Raw genomic sequence first — 19,777 nt, forward strand, 5'->3', positions numbered from 1 at the left:
GTCAGTCGACGCCGAGCCAGGAACGGTCCGTCAGCACGACGGGGCCGTCCGCCGTGATCGCGACGGTGTGCTCGGAGTGCGCGCCGCGCGACCCATCGACCGAGCGGAGCGTCCAGCCGTCCGGGTCGGTCACGAGCCGGTCGGTGGTCTGAAGGAACCAGGGCTCGAGCGCCAGCACCAGGCCGTCGCGGAGGGGGTAACCGCGGCCGGGCTTGCCGTCGTTGGCCACGTGCGGGTCCCCGTGCATCTCGCGGCCGACGCCGTGACCGCCGAAGTCGGTGTTGATCGAGTAGCCGTCGGCATGGGCGACGGCGGCGATGGCCGCGGAGATGTCGCCGATGCGGTTGCCGACGGTGGCGGCCGCGATCGCCGCGTCGAGCGCGCGCTGCGTGGTGTCGATGAGGGCGAGGTCCTCGTCTCGCGCGGTGCCGACGACGAAAGACACGGCGGAGTCCGCCACCCACCCGTCGATGGAGACAGCGAAATCCAGCGACACCAGGTCGCCGTCTCGGAGCGCGTAGTCGAAGGGGAGTCCGTGCAGCACCGCGTCGTTGATGGAGGTGCAGATGACCTTGCCGAAGGGGCTCGCTCCGAACGAAGGGTGATAGTCGATGTAGCACGACTGCGCACCGGCCTTCCGGATGAGGTCGTGGGCGCGGCGATCGATCGCGAGCAGGTTCGTGCCCACCTTGGTCTCGTCGCGCAGCGTCGCCAGCGTCTCGGCGACGAATCGCCCGGCGGGCTTCATCGCCTCGATCTCGGCGGGGGTGCGCAGCTCGATCATCGTGTTCCTCTCGTCCGGAATCCATTCTGTCGGATGCGAACGCGCGCGGCTGTGAGGATGCTCCGTGGCGGGGCAGGGGCCTGCCTCACGAGCGCCTCCCGGGCGTACCATTCAAGGCATGTGGCTTCGACGTGGATTCTTCGCCTGGATGATCCCGGCGGCGTTCGTGTTGCCGCTGTGGCTCTTCGTGGGATGGATCGCCTCGGGCGCCAACGGCTGGGCGTTCATCTGGATGCTGTTCGCCATCCCCGGCCTGTTCCTCTGGCAGCTCCTCCTCACCCTCCTCGTGAGGGCACGCGGAACGGTCCGGGCTCACCGGGCGGTGTCATGGTGGGACGTGCTGGGCTTCACGGTCTGGCACCTTCTCGTGATCTCGCTCGGGTTCTACGCGCAGGCATGGTGGACGCCCGTCATGATCACCGCGATCATCGTGGGGATCGGACTGTTCTGGATGGAACTGTGGCAGCTGTGGAGCGAGGCCAAACCGTCGCGCGTGGTGCTGCACACCGTCGACGGCGTCGCCTACATCCCTGCAGCCGGTGAGCGTTCGGAGGCGGAAGTCCAGGACGTGATCGTCATCGAGGAGAAGCAGCGCCGGACCCCGTCCTGAGGCGTTTTGGCCGGTCGAGGCATCCGTGGCAGAATGGGTGCTTGTGCCCTGACCAGGTTCTGCCTCAGGGGAACCCGTCGCACGGATTCATCCGGCGGCCTCGGGCACACGACTTCCCTTCCGAATACTTCCCGCGGTCGACCTGTGGCGGCCGCAGAGAGAAACGATCATGCAGATCCTCGACTCCGTCGACGCGGCATCGCTGCGCTCCGACATCCCCGCCTTCGGTCCCGGTGACACCGTCAAGGTTCACGTGAACATCACCGAAGGCAACCGCTCCCGCATCCAGGTCTTCCAGGGCGTCGTCATCGGCCGCTCCGGAGACGGCGTGCGCGAGACCTTCACGGTCCGCAAGATCAGCTTCCAGGTCGGCGTCGAGCGCACCTTCCCGGTGCACTCCCCGGTGATCGACCACATCGAGGTCGTCACCCGCGGTGACGTGCGTCGCGCCAAGCTCTACTACCTGCGCAACCTCCGTGGCAAGAAGGCCAAGATCAAGGAGAAGCGCGACAACTGAGTCAGCGCTGCGCGAATCGAAGCCCCGGACCCGACGGTCCGGGGCTTCGTCGTTCGCGACGCTGGAAACGTCCCGGGAAACCGACGGCGGCGGCATGTCGGCCGCGCCGGAATGTGGGACGCTTGACGGGAGGCCATCCGACGTTCGGTGTGCCGGTGAAGGAACCCGCAAATGACGACCGAGAAGACGGCCCCTGCTGAGTCGTCGCCGTCGCCCGAGGGCGGCGAGGCCACGATCCACCGGCGTCGTCGTGGCTGGCTGACGTTCCTGCGGGACGTCGTCGTCATCATCCTCATCGCGGTGCTGGTCTCGTTCCTCGTCAAGACGTTCCTGGTGCGCTCCTTCTACATCCCCTCCGGGTCGATGGAGGAGACGCTGCACGTGAACGACCGGATCCTGGTCGACGAGATCACCCCGCGGTTCGGGGACTATGCGCGGGGCGACATCGTGGTGTTCCAGGACCCGGGTGGGTGGCTCCCGCCCAGCACCGACCCGGCGCGGCCCCCGTTCGTCGAAGCCGTCGATTGGGTGCTGGCCCTCGTCGGGCTCTCAGCCCCCGACAGCGACGACCATCTCGTCAAGCGCATCATCGGCCTGCCCGGCGACCATGTCGTGTGCTGCAACACGATCGGACAGGTGACCGTCAACGGCGTGCCGATCGACGAGACGGACTACATCAAGCTCCCGTCCGGCGAGTCCGCAGCGTCGGGCGACGCCTTCGACGTCACCGTGCCCGAAGACAGCCTCTGGGTGCTCGGCGACAACCGCTATCGCTCGAAGGACTCGCGCTACAACCAGGATCAGCCGGGCGACGGATTCGTCCCCGTCGACAACGTCGTCGGGCGCGCGTTCCTGGTGACCTGGCCTCTCGACCGCTTCGGCACTCTCGACTTCCATCACGACGACTTCGCGGGCGTCCCCGAGCCGTCGCCGGAGCAGGAGGAGTCGGCGCCATGACCGTCGCCGAGCCGCGCCTCACCTTGGAGCGGCGGCTTCTGCGGGAGCACGCGATCGTGATCGCGTGCGACGAGGTCGGGCGCGGCGCGCTGGCGGGACCGGTCGCGGTGGGCGCCGCGGTGATCGACGCCCCGCGTGCTCGGAAGCGGATTCCTCAGGGGCTGCGCGACTCCAAGCTGGTGCCCGAGCCCAAGCGCGCCGATGTCGCCGCGCGGGCGGCCTCGTGGGTGTCGGCGAGCGCGGTGGGGTGGGCCAGCTCGGCCGAGATCGACGAGATCGGGATCATGCGCGCGCTGGGACTGGCGTCGATCCGAGCGCTGGCGGATCTGCGGGCACACGGAGTCGTGCCGGAGGATGCGATCGTGATCCTCGACGGCAACTACGACTACATCAGCGCGGCTGGCGCGACCGGTCTGCTCGTGCGGCCGGTGATCAAGGCCGACCGCGACTGCGCGTCGGCGGCCGCGGCATCCGTGATCGCGAAAGTCGCGCGCGACGCGCTCATGACCGAGCTGCACGACGACCTCCCCGCCTACAACTGGGCGCGCAACAAGGGCTACGCGAGCCCGGACCATCGTGACGCGATCCGCGAGCACGGGATCAGTGCTCACCACCGGGCGTCGTGGTCGATCGCCGAGGCTCCGACGCTGTTCTGAGGTGCTGTCCGCCGTCGGCGGACGTGTGGTCGCGCGCTCGCGCCCGGCCCATAGGATGGTCTCACCATGGATGACGAAGTCTTCGAAGACTACGACCGTGAGCTGGAGCTCGCGCTGTACCGCGAGTACCGCGACGTCGTCTCTCAGTTCCAGTACGTGATCGAGACCGAGCGGCGCTTCTATCTCGCGAACGAGGTCAATGTCGTGCGCCGCGACACCGAGCACGACTTCTACTTCGAGATCTCGATGTCGGACGTATGGGTGTGGGACATCTATCGCGCCGACCGCTTCGTCAAGGCGGTCCGCGTGCTGACGTTCAAGGATGTCAACGTCGAGGAGCTGCAGCGCCGGGACTTCCACCTTCCCGAGGAGCTCTCGCTCGACACCTGACCCGGGTCACTCGGCGCCGGATGCCGCGCGCCATCCACCGGGCGTGCGTACGGCGGCGCCCTCGAGGTGCAGGAGGCCCAGGATCGCCTCGGTCTCCGCGGGAGACATGCCCGCCCGGGCGGCGACATCGGCGGCGCTGCGAGCGGTTCTCGGGCTGAGCGCGTCGCGCACGCGCGTGGTGTCGTCGGTGGGTGGACGTCCATCGTCGCGGCCGCCCCGTGTGCTGCCGGCGATGCCGAGGAGTTCGCGCACGTCGTCGGCGCCGGTGATGCAGGAGGCGCCGTACTCGCGCAGCAGGCGATGGGTTCCCGCTGAGGCCGCGGACGTGATCGGACCGGGCACCGCCCCGAGCCCGCGCGCCAGTGCGCAGGCATGACCGGCGGTGTTGAGGGAGCCGCTGCGCCAGCCGGCTTCCACGACGATCGTCGCGTCCGTGAGCGCGGCGATCAGCCGGTTCCGTTGCAGAAATCTCCACTTGGTCGGCGCAGCGCCGCACGGCACTTCACTCACCACGGCGCCGCTCAGGGCGATGCGGTCGACAAGGCTTGCATGACCGGCCGGATAGGCGCGATCCACGCCGCCTGCCAGGAGAGCCACCGTGAGGCCACCGGCGTGCAGCGCCGCACGGTGGGCGGCGCCGTCGATCCCGAACGCACCGCCCGACACCACAGGGACACCGCTCCCCGCGAGATCGGCGGCGAGCTCGATCGCGACGTGATCTCCGTATGACGTGGCCGCGCGAGCCCCGACGATCGCGATAGAGGGACGCAGCCGGGTGAGCGCACCGACGTCGCCACGCACCCAGAGGCAGTGAGGTGCATGCGGTCCGAGGTCGTGCAGCTGTCGCGGCCACTCGTCGTCGGCCGGGGTGACGAGCCCGATCCGGCCCTTCTCCGCCGCCCGGAGCGAGAGCGCGATCTGCTCTGCCTGCAAACGGGGCAGCCATCGCCGACGCCCGTCGTCGAACTCCTTCGGCGTCAGCGGGTCTGCACGCGCTCCGCCTGCCAGGACGACCTCGAGGGCGCGGACCGAGCCGAGCGTTTCGACCAGCCGGCCGGCAGCGGAGTCGCCCGGCTCGACGAGGTGACTCCACACGACGGTGGCATAGCGGTCGAGGAGAGCGTCGTCGGCTTCGTCGGGGCGGACGATTCTGCCGAGCGCACTCCGTGCGGCAACGGCGTCGAGCGCGAAACGGGTCATAGGGCGATTCCCTTCTTGAGGTACAGAGCGCGGCCGATCCGCTCGACGTCGAGCTGCTCTCGTCCGTCCAGGTCGGCCAGAGACCACGCCACCCGCAGCACGCGGTCGTAGCCCCGGAGCGTGAGGGATCCTCGGTGCAACGCCGCGTCGAGAGGCCGTCGAACCGTCGGCGACGGCGCGCAGGGCCCTTCTCGGAGCCACGTTCCCGGGACCTGCGCGTTGAGGCGCCACGGTGTTCCCGCCAGGCGCCGCGCGGTTCGGTCTCGCGCTTCCGCGACGCGAGCGCGCGCCTCGGCGGTGGTGGTACTCGCTCCGCCGACTCCGCGCTGGGCCACGGACACCCGCGCGAGGGTGAGTTCGATGTCCATGCGGTCCAGCAGCGGACCCGAGAGACGCCGGAGATACCGGCGGATCGCGGCGGGCGGGCACGTGCACGTGCCGCCGCGAATGCCGTAGTCGCCGCACGGGCAGGGGTTCGTCGCGAGGATCAGCTGGAATCGCGCGGGGAACTCGGCGCTGGCGCCGGACCGGTGGATTGTGATGGCTCCGCTCTCGAGCGGCTGGCGCAGCGCGTCGAGCGCGCTCGCGGCGAACTCGCCGGCCTCGTCGAGGAACAGCACTCCCTCGCTCGCCCGTGCGATGGCGCCGGGGCGCACGATTCTGGATCCTCCGCCGACGAGCGCTGCGACGCTGACGCTGTGGTGGGGAGCTTCGAACGGGGGAACGCGGGACAGCTCCACCACGCGCGAGCCCGACAGGCTCCGGATCGATGCGCTCGCGAGCGCTGCACGATCATCGAGTTCGGGCAGGATGCCGGGAAGCCGCTGCGCGAGCATCGTCTTCCCCGCCCCGGGAGGACCGCACATCAGCAGGTGGTGTCCGCCGGCAGCCGCCACGACGAGTGCCTCGATCGCCTCACCCTGGCCGATGACGTCGGCAAGGTCCGCGGGCGCCGATGGGGCGGGTGCGCACTCCTCGGGCAGCTCGACCGGAGGGTCGGCGGGGACCACGACATCCGCGCCGTGCGCGGAGACCACTTCGGCCAGGTTGATCGCGCCGAGCACTTCGATGCCATCGACCAGTTCCGCTTCGGCCCGGTTGGCGACCGGGACGATCACGCGGCGATGACCGGCCCGCGCGGCGGCGACGACGGCGGGAAGGATGCCGGGGATCGGCCGGAGCCGGCCGTCGAGCCCGAGTTCGCCGAGGTGGACGGTGCCAGCGAGGGATGAGGCATCCATCGCCCTCTCCGTCGCCAGGCACGCGATCGCGATCGCGAGATCGAATCCCGAGCCCTGCTTCGGCAGGCTCGCGGGCGAGAGGTTGACGGTCAGCCGGCGCCGGGGAAGCGGGACACCGCTGTTCGCGCACGCGTTGTGCACCCGCTGGACCGCTTCGCCGAGCGACTTGTCGGGGAGCCCGATGATCTTGAATTCGGGCGTCTGATTGGACAGGTCGGCCTCGACCTCGACCAGCTCTCCCTGTGCACCCACGAGTGCGACGGCCCACGTGCGCGCGACGCTCACGGCACCTCCACGTCAACGATGTGCTCCAGTCGGGCGGTGCGGGGATCGGCGCCGGTCAGCGCGACGGCGTCGATGCGCAGGCGCCGGCCCTGCACAGAATCCCGGTTCCCCGCCGCCCAGGCGGCCGCCAGGCGCCACAGGCGCGCACGCTTGCGGCCGTCGATCGCCTCGAACGGGTGCCCGAACCCCTCGGCGCGGCGGGTCTTGACCTCGACGACGACCACGTGCGCCGCATCGGCCACGACGAGGTCGATCTCTCCCGCCCGACACCGCCAGTTGCGGGCCAGGATCTCGTACCCGCTGCTCGCGAAATACCCTGCGGCGCGGTCTTCGCCCGCTCGGCCGAGCTCGTCCTTCATCGCCATGCTGCGATGCTCTCCCGCCCGCCGGTGCCGGAATCAGGATGCTGAGGCATCCGTTCACTCAGTTCTTCGCAGGAGGCCTGGGGAGGAGCGGGCGCAGTGAGAACGGAGCGTCGGGAACGACCTGGCCGCCCGAGGAGCGAAGCTGGGGGAGTGAGACTGCACGACGCCGCGGAGGAGTACGCGCGCACCCTGGCCGAGGTGCGCCGGCTGTCTCCCGCGACGGTCCGCGCGTATCGCGCAGATCTCACCGACCTGTGCGCCGCGACCGGTGACGTCGAGGTGCGGGATGTCGACCTCGAGACGCTCCGCGAGTGGCTCTGGCGGGCCACACAGCGCGGCGACGCGCGCTCCACGATCGCCCGGCGCACCTCCACGGCGAAGGGCTTCTTCCTCTGGGCGTCGGAGCACGGGCTCGTCCCCGAAGACCCGGCGCTGCGCCTCGTCGCACCCAAGCGCGGGCGTACCCTGCCGAAAGTCGCGACGACGGATGCCGTTTCCGCGGTGCTCGACGATCGGGGGGCTGCGGCGGCGGAGAGCGGCGATCCGGTGGCACTGCGAGATCACGCGGCGCTCGAGCTTCTCTACGGGTCGGGCATCCGGGTGTCGGAGCTGTGCGGGTTGGATGTCGGCGATCTCGATCGCGATCGGCGCACCGCGCGCGTTGTCGGCAAGGGCTCGAAAGAGCGCGTCGTTCCGTTCGGCGGTGCGGCGGCCCGCGCGGTCGACGCCTATCTCGTGCGTGGCCGCCCCGCTCTCGCCGCCCGAAGGGCGGACGGGGCGAACCGCGACGGCAACGCGCTGTTCCTCGGAAGCCGCGGCGGGCGCCTGGGCACGCGGGCCGTCTACGACCTCGTCACGGGAGTGTTCGGCCCGGTCCTCGGCGGATCCGTCGGCCCGCACGCCCTCCGCCACTCCGCGGCGACGCACCTCCTCGACGGCGGCGCCGATCTGCGTGCGGTCCAGGAGCTCCTCGGCCACGCGAGCCTCGGCACCACGCAGATCTACACGCACGTCTCGAGCGAGCGATTGGCGGCCACCTATCGCAACGCGCACCCGCGGGCCTGAGCACGCCACGACTCAGCAGCAGGGCAACAGGACCGCGCGCGGCACCTCTCCCAGGAGCAGGAGCGGGTTGATGTACTCTCCGTGCCGCCGCACCCCGACGTGCAGCGCGCCCGGCGCCGCATGACCGCCGACGGCCACGCGCGCGACAACCTGCCCGCGATCGACGGGGGCTCCCGGTTCGAGCTCCGACTCGACGGGCTCCAGCGTGGTGACGAGGCCGTCACCGTGGTCGATGGTGAGGATTCCCCGCCGAGCGACCGTGCCGGAGAAGGCCACCGTCCCCGGTGCCGGTGAGCGGATCGGCTCCGCCGGATCGGCCCTGAGGTCGATCCCGCGGTGTCCGGCACCGTAGCGGTGCGCGGGCGCCTCGAACGGGCGCTCCACCCGGAAGGCGGCGAGCGGCCAGACCCATGCTGGGTCCTCCTCGCCGATCGGCGGCGTCGCCGCCGAGGCATCCGGTTCCGCCCCACCGCCCAGTGCGGCGACCAGCGCGGCGCCGACGAGAAGCGCGGCGAGGCTCCGTGAGTGAGCAGGTGGTTTGCGCATCTTGCGAGCCTGCCTCGCGGCGTGAGCGCCGACGTCACGCCGGCGCGCCGCGGTGGAACGGCGCACCGACGGGGCAGCGGGGGAGGAACGGCGTCCTGATACACTGGACCTCGCACTCCGCATGTCGGGGTGACTCCGCGTGCCCAGAGCACCGCGACGATCCACCGGGTCCCGTGGTGCGGCATCCACTCCCACCGGTCTTGCAGTCCTCTGCGAGCGGGTGTGCGCCGGGCACCAGGCCCGCCGGCCATCAGTCGGCGAGAACACAACCGCAAGCGGCGCGAAAGCGCCAGAACAGGAGAACGGCTATGGCCGTCGTCACGATTCGCCAGCTGCTCGACAGCGGCGTCCACTTCGGGCACCAGACCCGCCGGTGGAACCCGAAGGTCAAGCGCTTCATCCTCACGGAGCGCAGCGGCATCCACATCATCGACCTGCAGCAGTCGCTGACCTACATCGACAAGGCGTACGAGTTCGTCAAGGAGACCGTCGCCCACGGTGGCACGATCCTCTTCGTCGGCACGAAGAAGCAGGCCCAGGAGATCGTCGCCGAGCAGGCGACCCGGGTCGGCCAGCCCTACGTGAACCAGCGCTGGCTCGGTGGCCTCCTCACCAACTTCCAGACCGTGTCGAAGCGCCTCGCGCGCATGAAGGAGCTCGAGGAGCTCAACTTCGACGACCCGGCTGCGAGCGGCTTCACCAAGAAGGAGCTGCTGATCAAGAAGCGCGAGCTGGACAAGCTCCACAAGTCGCTCGGCGGCATCCGCAACCTGCAGAAGACGCCGTCGGCCATCTGGGTCATCGACGCCAAGCGTGAGCACCTCGCCGTCGACGAGGCCACCAAGCTCGGCATCCCGGTGATCGGGATCCTCGACACGAACGCCGACCCGGACGAGTTCCAGTACCCGATCCCCGGCAACGACGACGCGATCCGCTCGGTGAGCCTGCTCACGCGCATCATCGCCGACGCCGCCGCCGAGGGCCTCATCCAGCGCCACCAGCCGACCGACGAGTCGGCCGACGCCGAGCCCCTCGCCGACTGGGAGCGCGAGCTGCTCGAGCAGGGCGCCGCCGCCGACGCTGCCGCCGAGGCCCCCGCCGAGTCGGCCGAGGCTCCCGAGGCTGCTGACGCCCAGGCCGCCGCCGAAGAAGCCCCCGCAGAGGACGCCCCCGAGGCTGCCGAGGTTCCCGCCGAGGACGCCGAGGCCGCCGACAAGTAATCGGCCGACCCGCATGAACTCCGCCTCGGCGGGATCGCCCTGACCCGCACGGTCACGGCGGTCCCGCCGAGGCATCCTCAGAACTCACCACAATCAAGGAGCCGCCACCCATGGCAAACTTCACGATCGCCGACATCAAGGCGCTGCGCGAGCAGCTCGGCACGGGCATGGTCGACACCAAGAAGGCTCTCGAGGAGGCCGACGGCGACCTCGAGAAGGCTGTCGAGATCCTCCGCCTCAAGGGCGCGAAGGGCAACGCCAAGCGCGCCGACCGCTCCACCAGCGAGGGTCTCGTCGCCGCCAAGCAGGAGGGCGACAAGGTCACCATCCTCGAGCTCAACACCGAGACCGACTTCGTGGCGAAGAACGAGCGCTTCATCGCGCTGGCCGACAAGGTGCTCGACGCCGCGGCCGCCGCCGGCGCCGAGTCTGCCGAGGCCGCCCTCGCGGCGCCCGCCGGCAGCCAGACCGTCGCCGAGCTCATCTCGGACGAAGCCGCGATCATCGGCGAGAAGGTCGAGCTGCGCCGGGTCCGCACGCTCTCGGGCGACAAGTTCGAGATCTACCTGCACAAGACCAGCAAGGACCTGCCCCCGCAGGTCGGCGTGGTGCTGGCCTACACGGGCGACGACGCCGAGACGGCGCGCAGCCTCGCGCAGCACATCTCGTTCGCGAACCCGTCCTACCTCTCCCGCGACGAGGTCCCCGAGGCCGAGGTCGAGAAGGAGCGCGAGATCGTCACCGAGATCTCGCGCAACGAAGGCAAGCCCGAGGCTGCTCTTCCCAAGATCGTCGAGGGTCGCGTCAACGCGTTCTTCAAGCAGGTCTCGCTGCTCGACCAGGACTACGCCAAGGACAACAAGCTGTCCGTCGCCCAGGTCGCCAAGGACGCGGGACTGACCCTGACGGGCTTCGCCCGCTTCAAGGTCGGCGCGTAACACATCGAGAAGGCCCGCATCGATTCCGGTGCGGGCCTTTTCTCATGCCCAACGGTAGTTTGTCGTCAACGAGAGGATCGTCGTGATCAATGAGAACACCGGGCGCCGTCGCGTCCTCCTGAAGCTGTCGGGCGAGGCGTTCGGAGGTGGACAGCTCGGGGTCAATCCCGACGTCGTGAGCCAGATGGCCCGTGAGATCGCCGCGGCCGTCGATCGCGTCGAGATCGCCGTCGTCGTCGGCGGCGGCAACTTCTTCCGGGGCGCCGAGCTCAGCCAGCGCGGCATGGACCGGGGCCGCGCCGACTATATGGGCATGCTCGGCACCGTCATGAACGCGCTCGCGCTCCAGGACTTCCTCGAGCAGGCGGGCGCCGCGACGCGCGTGCAGTCGGCCATCTCGATGACCCAGGTCGCCGAGCCCTACATTCCGCGCCGTGCGGAACGCCACATGGAGAAGGGGCGCGTCGTCATCTTCGGCGCGGGCGCGGGTCTTCCCTACTTCTCGACCGACACCGTCGCCGCGCAGCGCGCTCTCGAGATCGACGCGCAAGAGGTGCTGGTCGCCAAGAACGGGGTCGACGGCGTGTACACCGCTGACCCGAAGAAGGATGCCTCGGCGACGAAGATCGACCGCATCACGTATCTCGACGCGCTGCAGCGCGGGCTCAAGGTCGTCGATTCGACGGCGTTCAGCCTCTGCATGGACAACAAGATGGACATGCGCGTGTTCGGCATGGAGCCCGCGGGCAACGTGACACGTGCCCTGCTCGGCGAGTCGATCGGCACGCTGGTCACGGCGTGAATCGCCCCGCTGAGTAGACTGATCAAGCACACCCCAGTGAAGGAGACACAGTGATCGCGGACGTCTTGGCCGATGCCGGAGCACGCATGGACCGCGCCGTCGAGGCGGCGAAGGATGACTTCGCGACGGTGCGCACCGGACGGGCGAATCCCCAGCTCTTCCAGAAGGTGCTCGTCGACTACTACGGCACCCCGACTCCGCTCGCCCAGCTGGCGTCGATCAACAGCCCCGAGGCGCGCTCACTCATCATCACGCCCTACGACAAGTCGGCACTGCGGGCGATCGAGCAGGCGATCCGAGACATCCCGAACCTCGGCGTGAACCCCACGAACGACGGCAACATCGTGCGTGTCACGATGCCGGAACTGACCGAGGAGCGACGCAAGGAGTACGTCAAGCTCGTCCGCTCCAAGGGCGAGGACCACAAGGTGCACCTTCGCGGCATCCGGCGAAAGTCGAAGGACGATCTCGACGGGCTCAAGAGCGAGTTCGGCGAAGATGAGCTGAACCGTGCCGAGAAGGAGCTCGACGCCCTCACGCGCGCGCACGTCGATGCCATCGACGAAGCGCTCAAGCGCAAAGAGGCGGAACTCCTCGAGGTTTGAGGCCCATGGCCGAGGCTGAGTCAGGCGGGGACGGCGACGCCGTTCCCGACACGCCGCTGACCCGGCGTGAGGCGGCAGAGGCGCGCCGGCGATCCGAGCCGGACGGGGTAGCCGCCATCGTTCCCCCGGTGCAGCCGGCGTCCGATCAGCAGGCCGCACCGGCGCTGGTCGTGCCCCCGGTCCCGCCGCTCCCGGCGAGTCCGGCCGGCGGTGCTCCCGCCCTGCAGACCCACATCCGAGCCGCGCGTTCGGAGTTCGAGAGCCAGGTGGCCCACGCCCGCGCGGAATTCGAGGAGGCGAACGAGCGGATCAAGCAGCGAACGGGGCGTGACCTCATCCTGGCGATACTGATCGGCGTCGCCGCCGGCGCGGCCCTGCTGGGCTCGCTGATCTTCGTGAAGCAGCTGTTCCTCGTGTTCGCCCTGGCTGCCGTCCTGCTGGGGATCTTCGAGTTCGCCCGTGCGCTCCGGGTGGCGGGTCGGCGCGTCGACATCGTGCCGCAGCTCATCGCCGGTGCCGTGGTCGTGCTGTCGGGTTACTTCTTCGATCTGTGGCTGCACTGGGTCGTCGTCTTCGTCGCCGTGGCGGTCGTCGTGGTCTGGCGCCTCCTCGTCCAGATGGCCGCGCGCGACGGGCGCACCTACGGAAACGTGCTCGGGGACGTCCTGGTCGCGGGGTTCGTGCAGCTGTACGTCCCCTTCCTCGGAAGTCTGTGCGTGGTGCTGCTGGCGCAGGACGGCGGGGAATGGTGGGTGCTGAGCTTCATCGCGATCGTGGTCGCCGCCGACACCGGAGCCTATGCCGCGGGGCTCAGCTTCGGCCGTCATCCGATGGCGCCCAAGATCAGTCCGAAGAAGACGTGGGAAGGATTCGCCGGCTCGGTGGCGGCGTCGCTCCTGGCGGGCGCTCTCCTCGCCATCTTCCTGCTCGGTCTGGACTGGTGGGTCGGCCTCATCATCGGCATCGTGATCGTCGGCACCGCCACCGCGGGCGACCTGGGCGAGTCGATGATCAAGCGCGACATGGGCATCAAGGACATGAGCTCGTGGCTTCCCGGCCATGGGGGAGTCCTCGACCGACTCGACTCGATCCTCCCGTCGACCGTCGGCGCGCTCGCCCTCTTCTACCTCTTCACCCCGCTGGTGGCCTCATGACGACCGCATCGAGCTCACCTCCGACGTCGTTCCCGGAGACACGCGGCCGCGAGAAGGGCTACGACAAGCAGGCCGTCGACGACTTCCTCTCGAAGGCCCGCATCGCCTTCGAGGTCGGCAGCGAGTCACTGTCGGCAGCCGACGTGCGCCGGGCGGCGTTCCCGCTCGTTCGCCACGGCTACGCGATCGCGTCGGTGGACGCGGCCCTCGGACGCATCGAGGACGCCTTCGCCGCGCGCGAGCGCGAGGCAGCGCTCTCGGCGACTGGCGGTCCCCGCGCGTGGGTCGGCCGAACTCGGGAGACCGCCCAGGTCGTCCTGGACCGTCTGTCGCGACCACGCGGGCATCGCTTCGATCGGGTCTCCGCGCTCCGCTACGGCTATCGGGTCGACGAGGTCGATCTCGTGGCGGACAAGATCGCACGCTACCTGGAGAAGGACGACCCCATCTCGGTCGAGCAGGTGCGCTCGGTGGCATTCCGCATGCAGCGGGGTGGATACCGCGAGGCGCAGGTGGATGCCCTGCTGGATGCGGTCGTCGAGGTGATGCTGGCCGTCTCGTGACGCGATCCGGGGGCCGCGGATGGCACGGCGGGCGAGCCATCGGTAGACTCGGGGAACTGTGACTTCCGGAAACGAGCTGATCCCGACCAGGCGTCCTCGCCGAAACGGTGTCTCCACCCTCGCGGTTTCACCCGTCCGCACAGCGCCCCGCCCGGCGCCCGCGCCGCATTGGTCCCGTCGCCGAGGCGTGCTCGGCGTCTTCGCCGCTTTCGCCGCGATCGGCTTCGTCGCCGCGTATGTCGGTCCCACGGGAATGGCCCTCACCGAGGCGAACGCCGAAGAGTCCCCGCCCATCTCGCTCTACGCGAGCTCGCTCGGCGACGTGCAGACGATGTCCGTCGACGCCGTCGCCAGCGATGACGACGCGCGTGCACTCGATCGTGGCGGCTACTCCGTCTACGTCAAGCCGAAGCCCACACCGACGCCGGAACCCGAGCCCGAGGCCGCAGAGTCATCGGGGTCGGGCTGGGCGCCGCCGTTCGTCACACCCGATCCCGGGACGGCCCAGGCCATCGCCTACGACATGGTGCTCGCACGAGGCTGGGGCGACGACGAGTTCGCGTGTCTTGTCGCCCTGTGGAACAAGGAGTCCGGCTGGCGCGTGAACGCCTACAACGCCTCGAGTGGGGCGTACGGCATCCCGCAGGCCCTCCCCGGCAGCAAGATGGGCAGTGCGGGCGCCGACTGGGAGACGAATCCCGCGACGCAGATCGCCTGGGGTCTCGGCTACATCTCGGGCCGCTACGGCACCCCGTGCGGAGCGTGGAACCACTCGCAGAGCGTCGGCTGGTACTGACACCATGCCGCGATCGAACCGCCGTCGACCCGAGTCGGCCGGCGACGACTCGTTCGAACGCCTGCTGGCGGGCTGGAAGCGGACGGAGATGCGGCGGGGCGTCTCATGGACCGTGCAGCCGGTGACGGCGGCACAGGCGCTGAAGGAGTACGTGTGCCCGGGGTGCGGTCGCGTCATCCGGGTGGGGGCGGCGCATCTCGTGATCTGGCGCGCCGATGGCGTACTCGGCGACGCCGCCGACCTCGCGGCACGCCGACACTGGCACCAGCACTGTTGGAAGACGGCCTGACGGCCCCTCGCAGAGGATCGATGAACATGGAGATCCGAGGACCGATGCTCCTGCCCGCCCGCCGGGAGGACATCGAGCTCGAAACGATCGACGGGCTGACCCTCGTCGGAGAGCTCGCGCTGCCGGCGGATCGCGATCCCGTGGCGACCCTGGTGACCCTGCATCCACTTCCCACCGCCGGCGGGTTCATGGACTCGCACATCCTGCGCAAGGCGGCCGGCCGCCTGCCTGCTCTCGCCGATCTCGCTGTCCTGCGGTTCAACACCCGTGGCACGACGTCGCCGCGCGGCACCAGTCAGGGCGCCTTCGACGGAGGCCGGGCCGAGGCGTTCGACGTCGCCGCCGCCATGGACTTCGTGCGCGAGCGCGGTCTGCCGCGGCCGTGGTTCGTCGGCTGGTCCTTCGGCACGGAGCTCGTGCTCAAGTACGGGCGCGACCACGACGTGGAAGGTGCGATCCTGCTCTCGCCGCCCCTGCATCGCGCCACCGACGAAGAGGTCGCGGCCTGGGCAGGCGACCCCCGGCGCCTGGTGATCCTGGTGCCCGAGTTCGACGACTATCTGCGACCGGATGCCGCGGCCGTGCGCTTCGCGAGCATCCCGCACGCGGTTCTCATCCCCGTCGAGGGAGGCAAGCACCTGTGGGTGGGGGAGAACCAGACCCGCCGTGTGCTCACCGAGATCGTCGCGGCGGTGAATCCGGACGCCCTGCCCCTCCCGACGGAGTGGGAGGGCCCGACCGAGGATTGACCGAGCCGAGGCATCCGCTCACCGCTCGTTCTGACGCGGGATCACCACCTGCCGGTAGATGATGAGGATGCTGGCGGCCACCGGGATCGCGACGAGCGCGCCGAGGAGCCCGAGGAGCGCGCCGCCGGCGAGCGCTGCGATCACGACCACCGCGCCCGGAACCGATACCGCGCGGCCCATGATGCGGGGCGAGATCACGTACGCCTCGATCTGCATGTAGATCAGGTAGTAGATCGCGGCGATGAGGGCGGTCGTGGGAGAGCCGAGGCCCAGGCAGAACAGCACGATGATCGTCGAGCCGGTGAGCGTGCCGACGAGCGGGATCAGCGAGAAGAAGAACGCGATCACGGCCAGCACCGCCGGGAACGGCGCATTGATGATCGACAGGAAGATCGCGCTGAGCACCCCGTTGATGACGCCGAGGCTCAGCTGTCCGATGACGTAGTAGCCGACGGAGTCGGTGATCTGCTCGCCCAGGTCGATGAACCGTGCGCGCTTGGAGGCGGGGACGAGCTGGTACACCGCACGCTTGAGGTTCGGCGTCGATGCGGTGAAGTAGATCGTGAGGATCAGGACGATGAACGCTCCGGCGAGCCCCGCGAGCACGGCGCCGCCGATCACGATGAGACCGCCGCCGATCTGCTCGCCGATCGCGCCGATGTCCAGGGACTCGAACCAGTCGTTGAGGTAGGTGAAGACGTCGTCGACCTTCAGGTTCGGGAAGGTCTCGCCCATCCAGGTCTTGACCTCGTCGATCGGGTTCCACCCTTCTTCGATGAGGTCCTGGACGTCGGCGACGAGCTGGGAGATCTGCCCCACGATGATCGGCACCACCATGATCAGGATGCCTGCGAATGCCGCCAGCACCGCGAGGATCGTGATCAGCACCGCGGCCCACCGCGGCATCTTCCGCCGCTCGAGCCAGGCGACGACAGGATCGAGACCGAGGGACAGGAACAGCGCGGTGCCGACGTAGAGAAGGATGGTGGACAGCGTCTGGATGCTGCCGATGAGCAGCAGACCGAGCCCGACTCCGAGCGTCGCGACGAACGCGACCCGGAACGGATTGTGCACCTTCATTCGGCCTCCCCGCCGTCGTCGGCTCGACCGCCGACTCCTGTCACGTCAGGATACGCGGGCGAGACCTTCAGCCCGCGGAATGGTCCCTCCCGGTCCCCTTTCAGGTCACTTTCGCTAGTCTGAAATGTCGAGTCGAGGTTTCGCGCGTCCCGAGCGAGCCTGGGAAAGGTGTCTTCGTGCGTTTCGTATGGGCCGTCGCGGCGTTCGTGCTGGCCGCCGTGATGATCGGAGCCGGCATCGCGCAACGGACGGTCTTCCAAGGTCCCGACGCCGACATCGCCGCCATCTCGGTGGACGAGGAGGCGCCGTACCTCCTCATCGACGGCGCCGTGCTGAATGAGACCGCTGGCGCCCAGACGCTTCGTGCGCAGGGCGACGGCGAGATCTTCGCGGCCTACGGGCGCACGGCCGACATGAAGGCCTGGCTCGCCGACACGCCCTACAACGTCGCGTCGCTCGATGAGTCCGGTGAGATCGTCACCGAGCTCGTGGAGCCGGAGGTCGCGGCGCAGCCGGTCGAGGGATCGGCGGACGGTGAAGGGGGATCCGCAGCCGACGACGCGGCGGCCGAAGAGCCCACCGCGCGCAGCCCCATCGGCTCCGACCTCTGGCTGGACGAGTTCCAGCAGAGCGACGTTCTGATCGCCCCGCTCCAGCTCCCGGCCGAGATGAGCGTGCTCGTCGCCTCGGACGGCAGTGCGCCCGCACCGGAGAACGTCTCCGTGTCCTGGCCGATCGAGAATTCCACCCCGTGGGCGGGACCGCTCATCGTCGCCGGCGGCATCGTGCTGGCGTTCGGCGTGTTCCTGTACATCCTGGGCATCCGTCACGCGCGCCGTTCGCGCGGGCCGCGCCGCAAGGGACTCCCGCTGCCAGTGACCGAGCCGATCGACATCGCCGTCGAGAGCGCCGACAAGGGCGTGATCAGTTCGACCCCCCGCTCCCGCCGTGCGATCACCGGCGGCCGGCGCGCCTTCGCGATCGTCCCTGTCGTGGCGGTGTCCGCACTGCTCTTCAGCGGATGCTCCGCCGACGCCTGGCCGCAGTTCGGCGCCACCCCCACGCCCACCCCCACGGCGAGCGTGGTGGTCCCCGAGGGGCAGCAGGCGCCGGCCGTGACCAAGCCCCAGGCGGAGCGGATCCTCTCGCGGATCGCCGAGACCGTGGCCGAGGCCGACGAGGCGAAGGATGCCGCGCTCGCGGCGACGCGCCTGGAAGGCGCCGCGCTGGCGACACGCGAGACCAACTACAAGCTTCGCGCGGCGATCGCCGACTTCGCGGCTCCCGCCCCGATCCTCACCAAGCCGCTGGAGATCGTCCTCCCGCAGGCGTACGACGAGTGGCCGCGCTCCGTCATGGTCGTCGTGGACGACGAGGAGTCGAAGACGTCCAGCATCATGGTGCTCACCCAGCAGGACGCCTGGGCGCCCTACAAGCTCTCGTACGCCGCAAGCCTCGAGGCGTCGACGCCGATGCCTGACCTCGCGCCGGTGTACATCGGCGCGGTTCAGCCCGCGCCCGATTCACCGTTCCTCAAGATGGCGCCGCAGGACGTCGCTGCTGCATACTCCGACATCATCAACAAGGGTGAGGACAGCGAGTACTACGACATGTTCGAGGCGGAGGGCGACCAGCTGCGCGAGCGCATCGCCCTGGACCGGCAGGATCGCCTGACCGAGTTCAACCAGACGGGCGCCGAGACAGCGACCCTGACGTTCTCCTCCTCGCCCGGGTCCTTCGCGCCGATGGCGCTGGCGACGCTCGAGAGCGGCGCGATCGTCGCCGTCAACGTCGACGAGACCGACACCGTGAAGCCGAAGAACTCGGACGCCGTCATCAAGCTCGACAAGAACCCCGCCGTCCGGGCGCTCGTGGACGCCGACCAGTCGGCGACCGGCGTCACGACCACGTTCACCGACCAGGTGTTCTTCTACGTGCCCGTTCAGGGCTCGCCTGAGAAGATCCGTCTCCTCGGGTACTCGTCCGACCTCCTCGACGCGAAGGTGATCCCGTGACCGATCCCACCTCGGTTGCCGCGCTGCGCGGTGCCGTCGACCTCTCGGCCCTGCGCAATCGTCCCGCTCCGGCCCCTGCGCCGGCGGGCGATCCGGCGACTTCACCGGGTGCGGGCGGGCCCTCGATCTCCTCGCTGGTGATGGACGTCACCGACGAGACGTTCGCGCAGGTGCTGGAGCTCTCGCGCACGGTTCCGGTGGTCGTCGACCTGTGGGCGGAGTGGTGCGGACCCTGCAAGCAGCTCAGTCCCGTCCTCGAGCGCGTCGTCACCGAACTGGGCGGCCGGCTCATCCTCGCCAAGGTCGACGTCGACGCGAACCCGCAGCTGTCGCAGGCTTTCCGGGCGCAGTCCATCCCCATGGTGGTCGCTCTCGTGGCGGGCCAGCCGGTGCCGCTGTTCACCGGAGCCGTGCCCGAGCAGCAGGTTCGCGAGGTCTTCGCCCAGCTGCTGCAGCTGGCCGCGCAGAACGGGGTCACCGGTTCGGTGAGCGTGGAGACGGATGCCCCTGCCGACGCACCCGTCGAGCCGCCTCTGCCACCGCTGCACGCCGAGGCGTTCGAGGCCATCGAAGCGGGCGACTACCCCCGCGCGATCACGGCCTACGAGAAAGCCCTCGCAGAGAACCCCCGCGACACGGAGGCGCGCGCCGGACTCGGACAGGTCCGCCTGCTCGACCGCGTGCAGGGACTCGACCTTCAGGCCGCGCGCGCCGCGGCGGCCGCCGGACCGACCGATGTCGCGGCCCAGTTCGCGGTAGCCGACCTGGACCTCGCCGGCGGTCACGTCGATGACGCCTTCGGCCGTCTGCTCGACCTGTTCGCACAGCTCCCCGACGAGGACCGCGCGCCCGTGCGCGAGCGACTCCTCGAGCTCTTCTCACTCGTCGGCGATGCGGACCCGCGCGTCCTGCGCGCTCGAGGCCGGCTGGCCTCGCTCCTCTTCTGACGC

23 protein-coding genes are annotated in these 19,777 nt (G+C 69.7%); 17 read left to right on the forward strand and 6 right to left on the reverse strand.

All coding sequences use genetic code 11. From position 1 onward, the window contains the following. Position 1: 1 nt before the first annotated feature. Positions 2-784, reverse strand: a complete 783-nt coding sequence (map, locus tag HF323_RS09380) for a type I methionyl aminopeptidase (protein WP_169582331.1) — start codon at positions 782-784, stop codon at positions 2-4. A 118-nt stretch (positions 785-902) separates the two neighbouring features. Between map and HF323_RS09385 the strand changes: the two genes are divergently transcribed. The 5 genes from HF323_RS09385 (at position 903) to HF323_RS09405 (ending at position 3,914) form a co-directional block, all read left to right on the forward strand. After that, on the forward strand, positions 903-1,394 hold the full coding sequence (locus HF323_RS09385; protein WP_169582332.1) for an MFS transporter permease: 492 nt from the start codon (positions 903-905) through the stop codon (positions 1,392-1,394). A 169-nt stretch (positions 1,395-1,563) separates the two neighbouring features. Continuing rightward, the gene (gene rplS, locus HF323_RS09390; protein ID WP_169582333.1) at positions 1,564-1,911 is read left to right on the forward strand and encodes a 50S ribosomal protein L19; all 348 of its coding nucleotides are present in this window, start codon (positions 1,564-1,566) and stop codon (positions 1,909-1,911) included. A 171-nt stretch (positions 1,912-2,082) separates the two neighbouring features. Then, complete coding sequence (lepB, locus tag HF323_RS09395) at positions 2,083-2,868, forward strand: signal peptidase I (RefSeq protein WP_169582334.1); 786 nt, start codon at positions 2,083-2,085, stop codon at positions 2,866-2,868. Next, positions 2,865-3,524 (forward strand): ribonuclease HII, encoded by a 660-nt coding sequence (locus tag HF323_RS09400; protein ID WP_169582335.1) that lies wholly within the window; start codon positions 2,865-2,867, stop codon positions 3,522-3,524. Before lepB ends, HF323_RS09400 begins: the two co-directional genes overlap by 4 nt. 66 nt (positions 3,525-3,590) lie before the next feature. Continuing rightward, positions 3,591-3,914: a DUF2469 family protein gene (locus tag HF323_RS09405; RefSeq protein ID WP_056120641.1), complete on the forward strand. Its 324-nt coding sequence runs from the start codon at positions 3,591-3,593 to the stop codon at positions 3,912-3,914. A gap of 6 nt (positions 3,915-3,920) precedes the next feature. Here HF323_RS09405 and dprA read toward each other — a convergent pair whose 3' ends face one another. Genes dprA through HF323_RS09420 form a run of 3 tightly spaced genes read right to left on the reverse strand, consistent with a single transcriptional unit; the run spans position 3,921 to position 7,005 of the window. After that, the gene (gene dprA, locus HF323_RS09410; RefSeq protein WP_169582336.1) at positions 3,921-5,114 is read right to left on the reverse strand and encodes a DNA-processing protein DprA; all 1,194 of its coding nucleotides are present in this window, start codon (positions 5,112-5,114) and stop codon (positions 3,921-3,923) included. Beyond that, on the reverse strand, positions 5,111-6,640 hold the full coding sequence (locus tag HF323_RS09415; protein WP_169582337.1) for a YifB family Mg chelatase-like AAA ATPase: 1,530 nt from the start codon (positions 6,638-6,640) through the stop codon (positions 5,111-5,113). The genes dprA and HF323_RS09415 overlap by 4 nt, the downstream gene beginning before the upstream one ends. After that, the gene (locus HF323_RS09420; protein ID WP_169582338.1) at positions 6,637-7,005 is read right to left on the reverse strand and encodes a YraN family protein; all 369 of its coding nucleotides are present in this window, start codon (positions 7,003-7,005) and stop codon (positions 6,637-6,639) included. The genes HF323_RS09415 and HF323_RS09420 overlap by 4 nt, the downstream gene beginning before the upstream one ends. 150 nt (positions 7,006-7,155) lie before the next feature. On the opposite strand from HF323_RS09420, the gene HF323_RS09425 reads away from it, so the two are divergent. Continuing rightward, complete coding sequence (locus HF323_RS09425) at positions 7,156-8,070, forward strand: tyrosine recombinase XerC (protein ID WP_169582339.1); 915 nt, start codon at positions 7,156-7,158, stop codon at positions 8,068-8,070. A 12-nt stretch (positions 8,071-8,082) separates the two neighbouring features. On the opposite strand, the gene HF323_RS09430 is transcribed toward HF323_RS09425, so the two are convergent. Beyond that, positions 8,083-8,616 (reverse strand): M23 family metallopeptidase, encoded by a 534-nt coding sequence (locus tag HF323_RS09430; protein ID WP_169582340.1) that lies wholly within the window; start codon positions 8,614-8,616, stop codon positions 8,083-8,085. 308 nt (positions 8,617-8,924) lie between these two features. Here HF323_RS09430 and rpsB point away from each other — a divergent pair, with 308 nt between their 5' ends. The 9 genes from rpsB to HF323_RS09475 all read left to right on the forward strand — a co-directional run bounded on the left by rpsB (position 8,925) and on the right by HF323_RS09475 (position 15,732). Next, complete coding sequence (gene rpsB / locus HF323_RS09435) at positions 8,925-9,836, forward strand: 30S ribosomal protein S2 (protein ID WP_169582341.1); 912 nt, start codon at positions 8,925-8,927, stop codon at positions 9,834-9,836. A gap of 110 nt (positions 9,837-9,946) precedes the next feature. Next, entirely contained in the window at positions 9,947-10,774 is an 828-nt protein-coding gene (gene tsf / locus HF323_RS09440) for a translation elongation factor Ts (RefSeq protein ID WP_169582342.1), read from the forward strand. A gap of 82 nt (positions 10,775-10,856) precedes the next feature. Continuing rightward, a complete protein-coding gene (pyrH, locus tag HF323_RS09445) occupies positions 10,857-11,576 on the forward strand; it encodes a UMP kinase (protein ID WP_169582343.1) in 720 nt (239 codons plus the stop codon). A 50-nt stretch (positions 11,577-11,626) separates the two neighbouring features. Further along, on the forward strand, positions 11,627-12,181 hold the full coding sequence (gene frr, locus HF323_RS09450; RefSeq protein WP_169582344.1) for a ribosome recycling factor: 555 nt from the start codon (positions 11,627-11,629) through the stop codon (positions 12,179-12,181). 5 nt (positions 12,182-12,186) lie between these two features. Further along, positions 12,187-13,335 carry a phosphatidate cytidylyltransferase gene (locus tag HF323_RS09455; RefSeq protein WP_169582345.1) on the forward strand — a complete coding sequence of 383 codons (1,149 nt, stop codon included), beginning with the start codon at positions 12,187-12,189 and terminating at the stop codon, positions 13,333-13,335. After that, positions 13,332-13,898, forward strand: coding sequence for a DivIVA domain-containing protein (locus HF323_RS09460; RefSeq protein WP_169582346.1), 567 nt, complete (start codon positions 13,332-13,334; stop codon positions 13,896-13,898). The genes HF323_RS09455 and HF323_RS09460 overlap by 4 nt, the downstream gene beginning before the upstream one ends. A gap of 187 nt (positions 13,899-14,085) precedes the next feature. After that, the gene (locus HF323_RS09465; protein WP_317451043.1) at positions 14,086-14,694 is read left to right on the forward strand and encodes a lytic transglycosylase domain-containing protein; all 609 of its coding nucleotides are present in this window, start codon (positions 14,086-14,088) and stop codon (positions 14,692-14,694) included. A gap of 4 nt (positions 14,695-14,698) precedes the next feature. Beyond that, complete coding sequence (locus HF323_RS09470) at positions 14,699-14,983, forward strand: hypothetical protein (RefSeq protein ID WP_169582348.1); 285 nt, start codon at positions 14,699-14,701, stop codon at positions 14,981-14,983. A gap of 26 nt (positions 14,984-15,009) precedes the next feature. Further along, positions 15,010-15,732 (forward strand): alpha/beta hydrolase, encoded by a 723-nt coding sequence (locus HF323_RS09475; protein ID WP_169582349.1) that lies wholly within the window; start codon positions 15,010-15,012, stop codon positions 15,730-15,732. Positions 15,733-15,750: 18 nt separating this feature from the next. On the opposite strand, the gene HF323_RS09480 is transcribed toward HF323_RS09475, so the two are convergent. After that, positions 15,751-16,812 carry an AI-2E family transporter gene (locus HF323_RS09480; protein WP_169582350.1) on the reverse strand — a complete coding sequence of 354 codons (1,062 nt, stop codon included), beginning with the start codon at positions 16,810-16,812 and terminating at the stop codon, positions 15,751-15,753. Between the two features lie 176 nt (positions 16,813-16,988). Between HF323_RS09480 and HF323_RS09485 the strand changes: the two genes are divergently transcribed. Continuing rightward, on the forward strand, positions 16,989-18,827 hold the full coding sequence (locus HF323_RS09485) for a glycosyl transferase (RefSeq protein ID WP_169582351.1): 1,839 nt from the start codon (positions 16,989-16,991) through the stop codon (positions 18,825-18,827). Then, on the forward strand, positions 18,824-19,774 hold the full coding sequence (locus tag HF323_RS09490) for a tetratricopeptide repeat protein (protein WP_169582352.1): 951 nt from the start codon (positions 18,824-18,826) through the stop codon (positions 19,772-19,774). The genes HF323_RS09485 and HF323_RS09490 overlap by 4 nt, the downstream gene beginning before the upstream one ends. Positions 19,775-19,777: the final 3 nt, after the last annotated feature.

Source organism: Microbacterium sp. MF43 (assembly GCF_012847295.1).
Lineage (GTDB): Bacteria > Actinomycetota > Actinomycetes > Actinomycetales > Microbacteriaceae > Microbacterium.

What these genes read in the sequence shown, in the direction of transcription:
- rpsB (WP_169582341.1), top strand. Translation starts at nt 8,925, where the DNA reads ATGGCCGTCGTCACGATTCGCCAGCTGCTCGACAGCGGCGTCCACTTC.
- HF323_RS09385 (WP_169582332.1), top strand. Translation starts at nt 903, where the DNA reads ATGTGGCTTCGACGTGGATTCTTCGCCTGGATGATCCCGGCGGCGTTC.
- dprA (WP_169582336.1), bottom strand. Translation starts at nt 5,114, where the DNA reads ATGACCCGTTTCGCGCTCGACGCCGTTGCCGCACGGAGTGCGCTCGGC.
- HF323_RS09455 (WP_169582345.1), top strand. Translation starts at nt 12,187, where the DNA reads ATGGCCGAGGCTGAGTCAGGCGGGGACGGCGACGCCGTTCCCGACACG.
- HF323_RS09420 (WP_169582338.1), bottom strand. Translation starts at nt 7,005, where the DNA reads ATGGCGATGAAGGACGAGCTCGGCCGAGCGGGCGAAGACCGCGCCGCA.
- HF323_RS09405 (WP_056120641.1), top strand. Translation starts at nt 3,591, where the DNA reads ATGGATGACGAAGTCTTCGAAGACTACGACCGTGAGCTGGAGCTCGCG.
- HF323_RS09400 (WP_169582335.1), top strand. Translation starts at nt 2,865, where the DNA reads ATGACCGTCGCCGAGCCGCGCCTCACCTTGGAGCGGCGGCTTCTGCGG.
- HF323_RS09480 (WP_169582350.1), bottom strand. Translation starts at nt 16,812, where the DNA reads ATGAAGGTGCACAATCCGTTCCGGGTCGCGTTCGTCGCGACGCTCGGA.
- rplS (WP_169582333.1), top strand. Translation starts at nt 1,564, where the DNA reads ATGCAGATCCTCGACTCCGTCGACGCGGCATCGCTGCGCTCCGACATC.
- HF323_RS09430 (WP_169582340.1), bottom strand. Translation starts at nt 8,616, where the DNA reads ATGCGCAAACCACCTGCTCACTCACGGAGCCTCGCCGCGCTTCTCGTC.
- HF323_RS09475 (WP_169582349.1), top strand. Translation starts at nt 15,010, where the DNA reads ATGGAGATCCGAGGACCGATGCTCCTGCCCGCCCGCCGGGAGGACATC.
- lepB (WP_169582334.1), top strand. Translation starts at nt 2,083, where the DNA reads ATGACGACCGAGAAGACGGCCCCTGCTGAGTCGTCGCCGTCGCCCGAG.
- HF323_RS09460 (WP_169582346.1), top strand. Translation starts at nt 13,332, where the DNA reads ATGACGACCGCATCGAGCTCACCTCCGACGTCGTTCCCGGAGACACGC.
- map (WP_169582331.1), bottom strand. Translation starts at nt 784, where the DNA reads ATGATCGAGCTGCGCACCCCCGCCGAGATCGAGGCGATGAAGCCCGCC.
- tsf (WP_169582342.1), top strand. Translation starts at nt 9,947, where the DNA reads ATGGCAAACTTCACGATCGCCGACATCAAGGCGCTGCGCGAGCAGCTC.
- HF323_RS09470 (WP_169582348.1), top strand. Translation starts at nt 14,699, where the DNA reads ATGCCGCGATCGAACCGCCGTCGACCCGAGTCGGCCGGCGACGACTCG.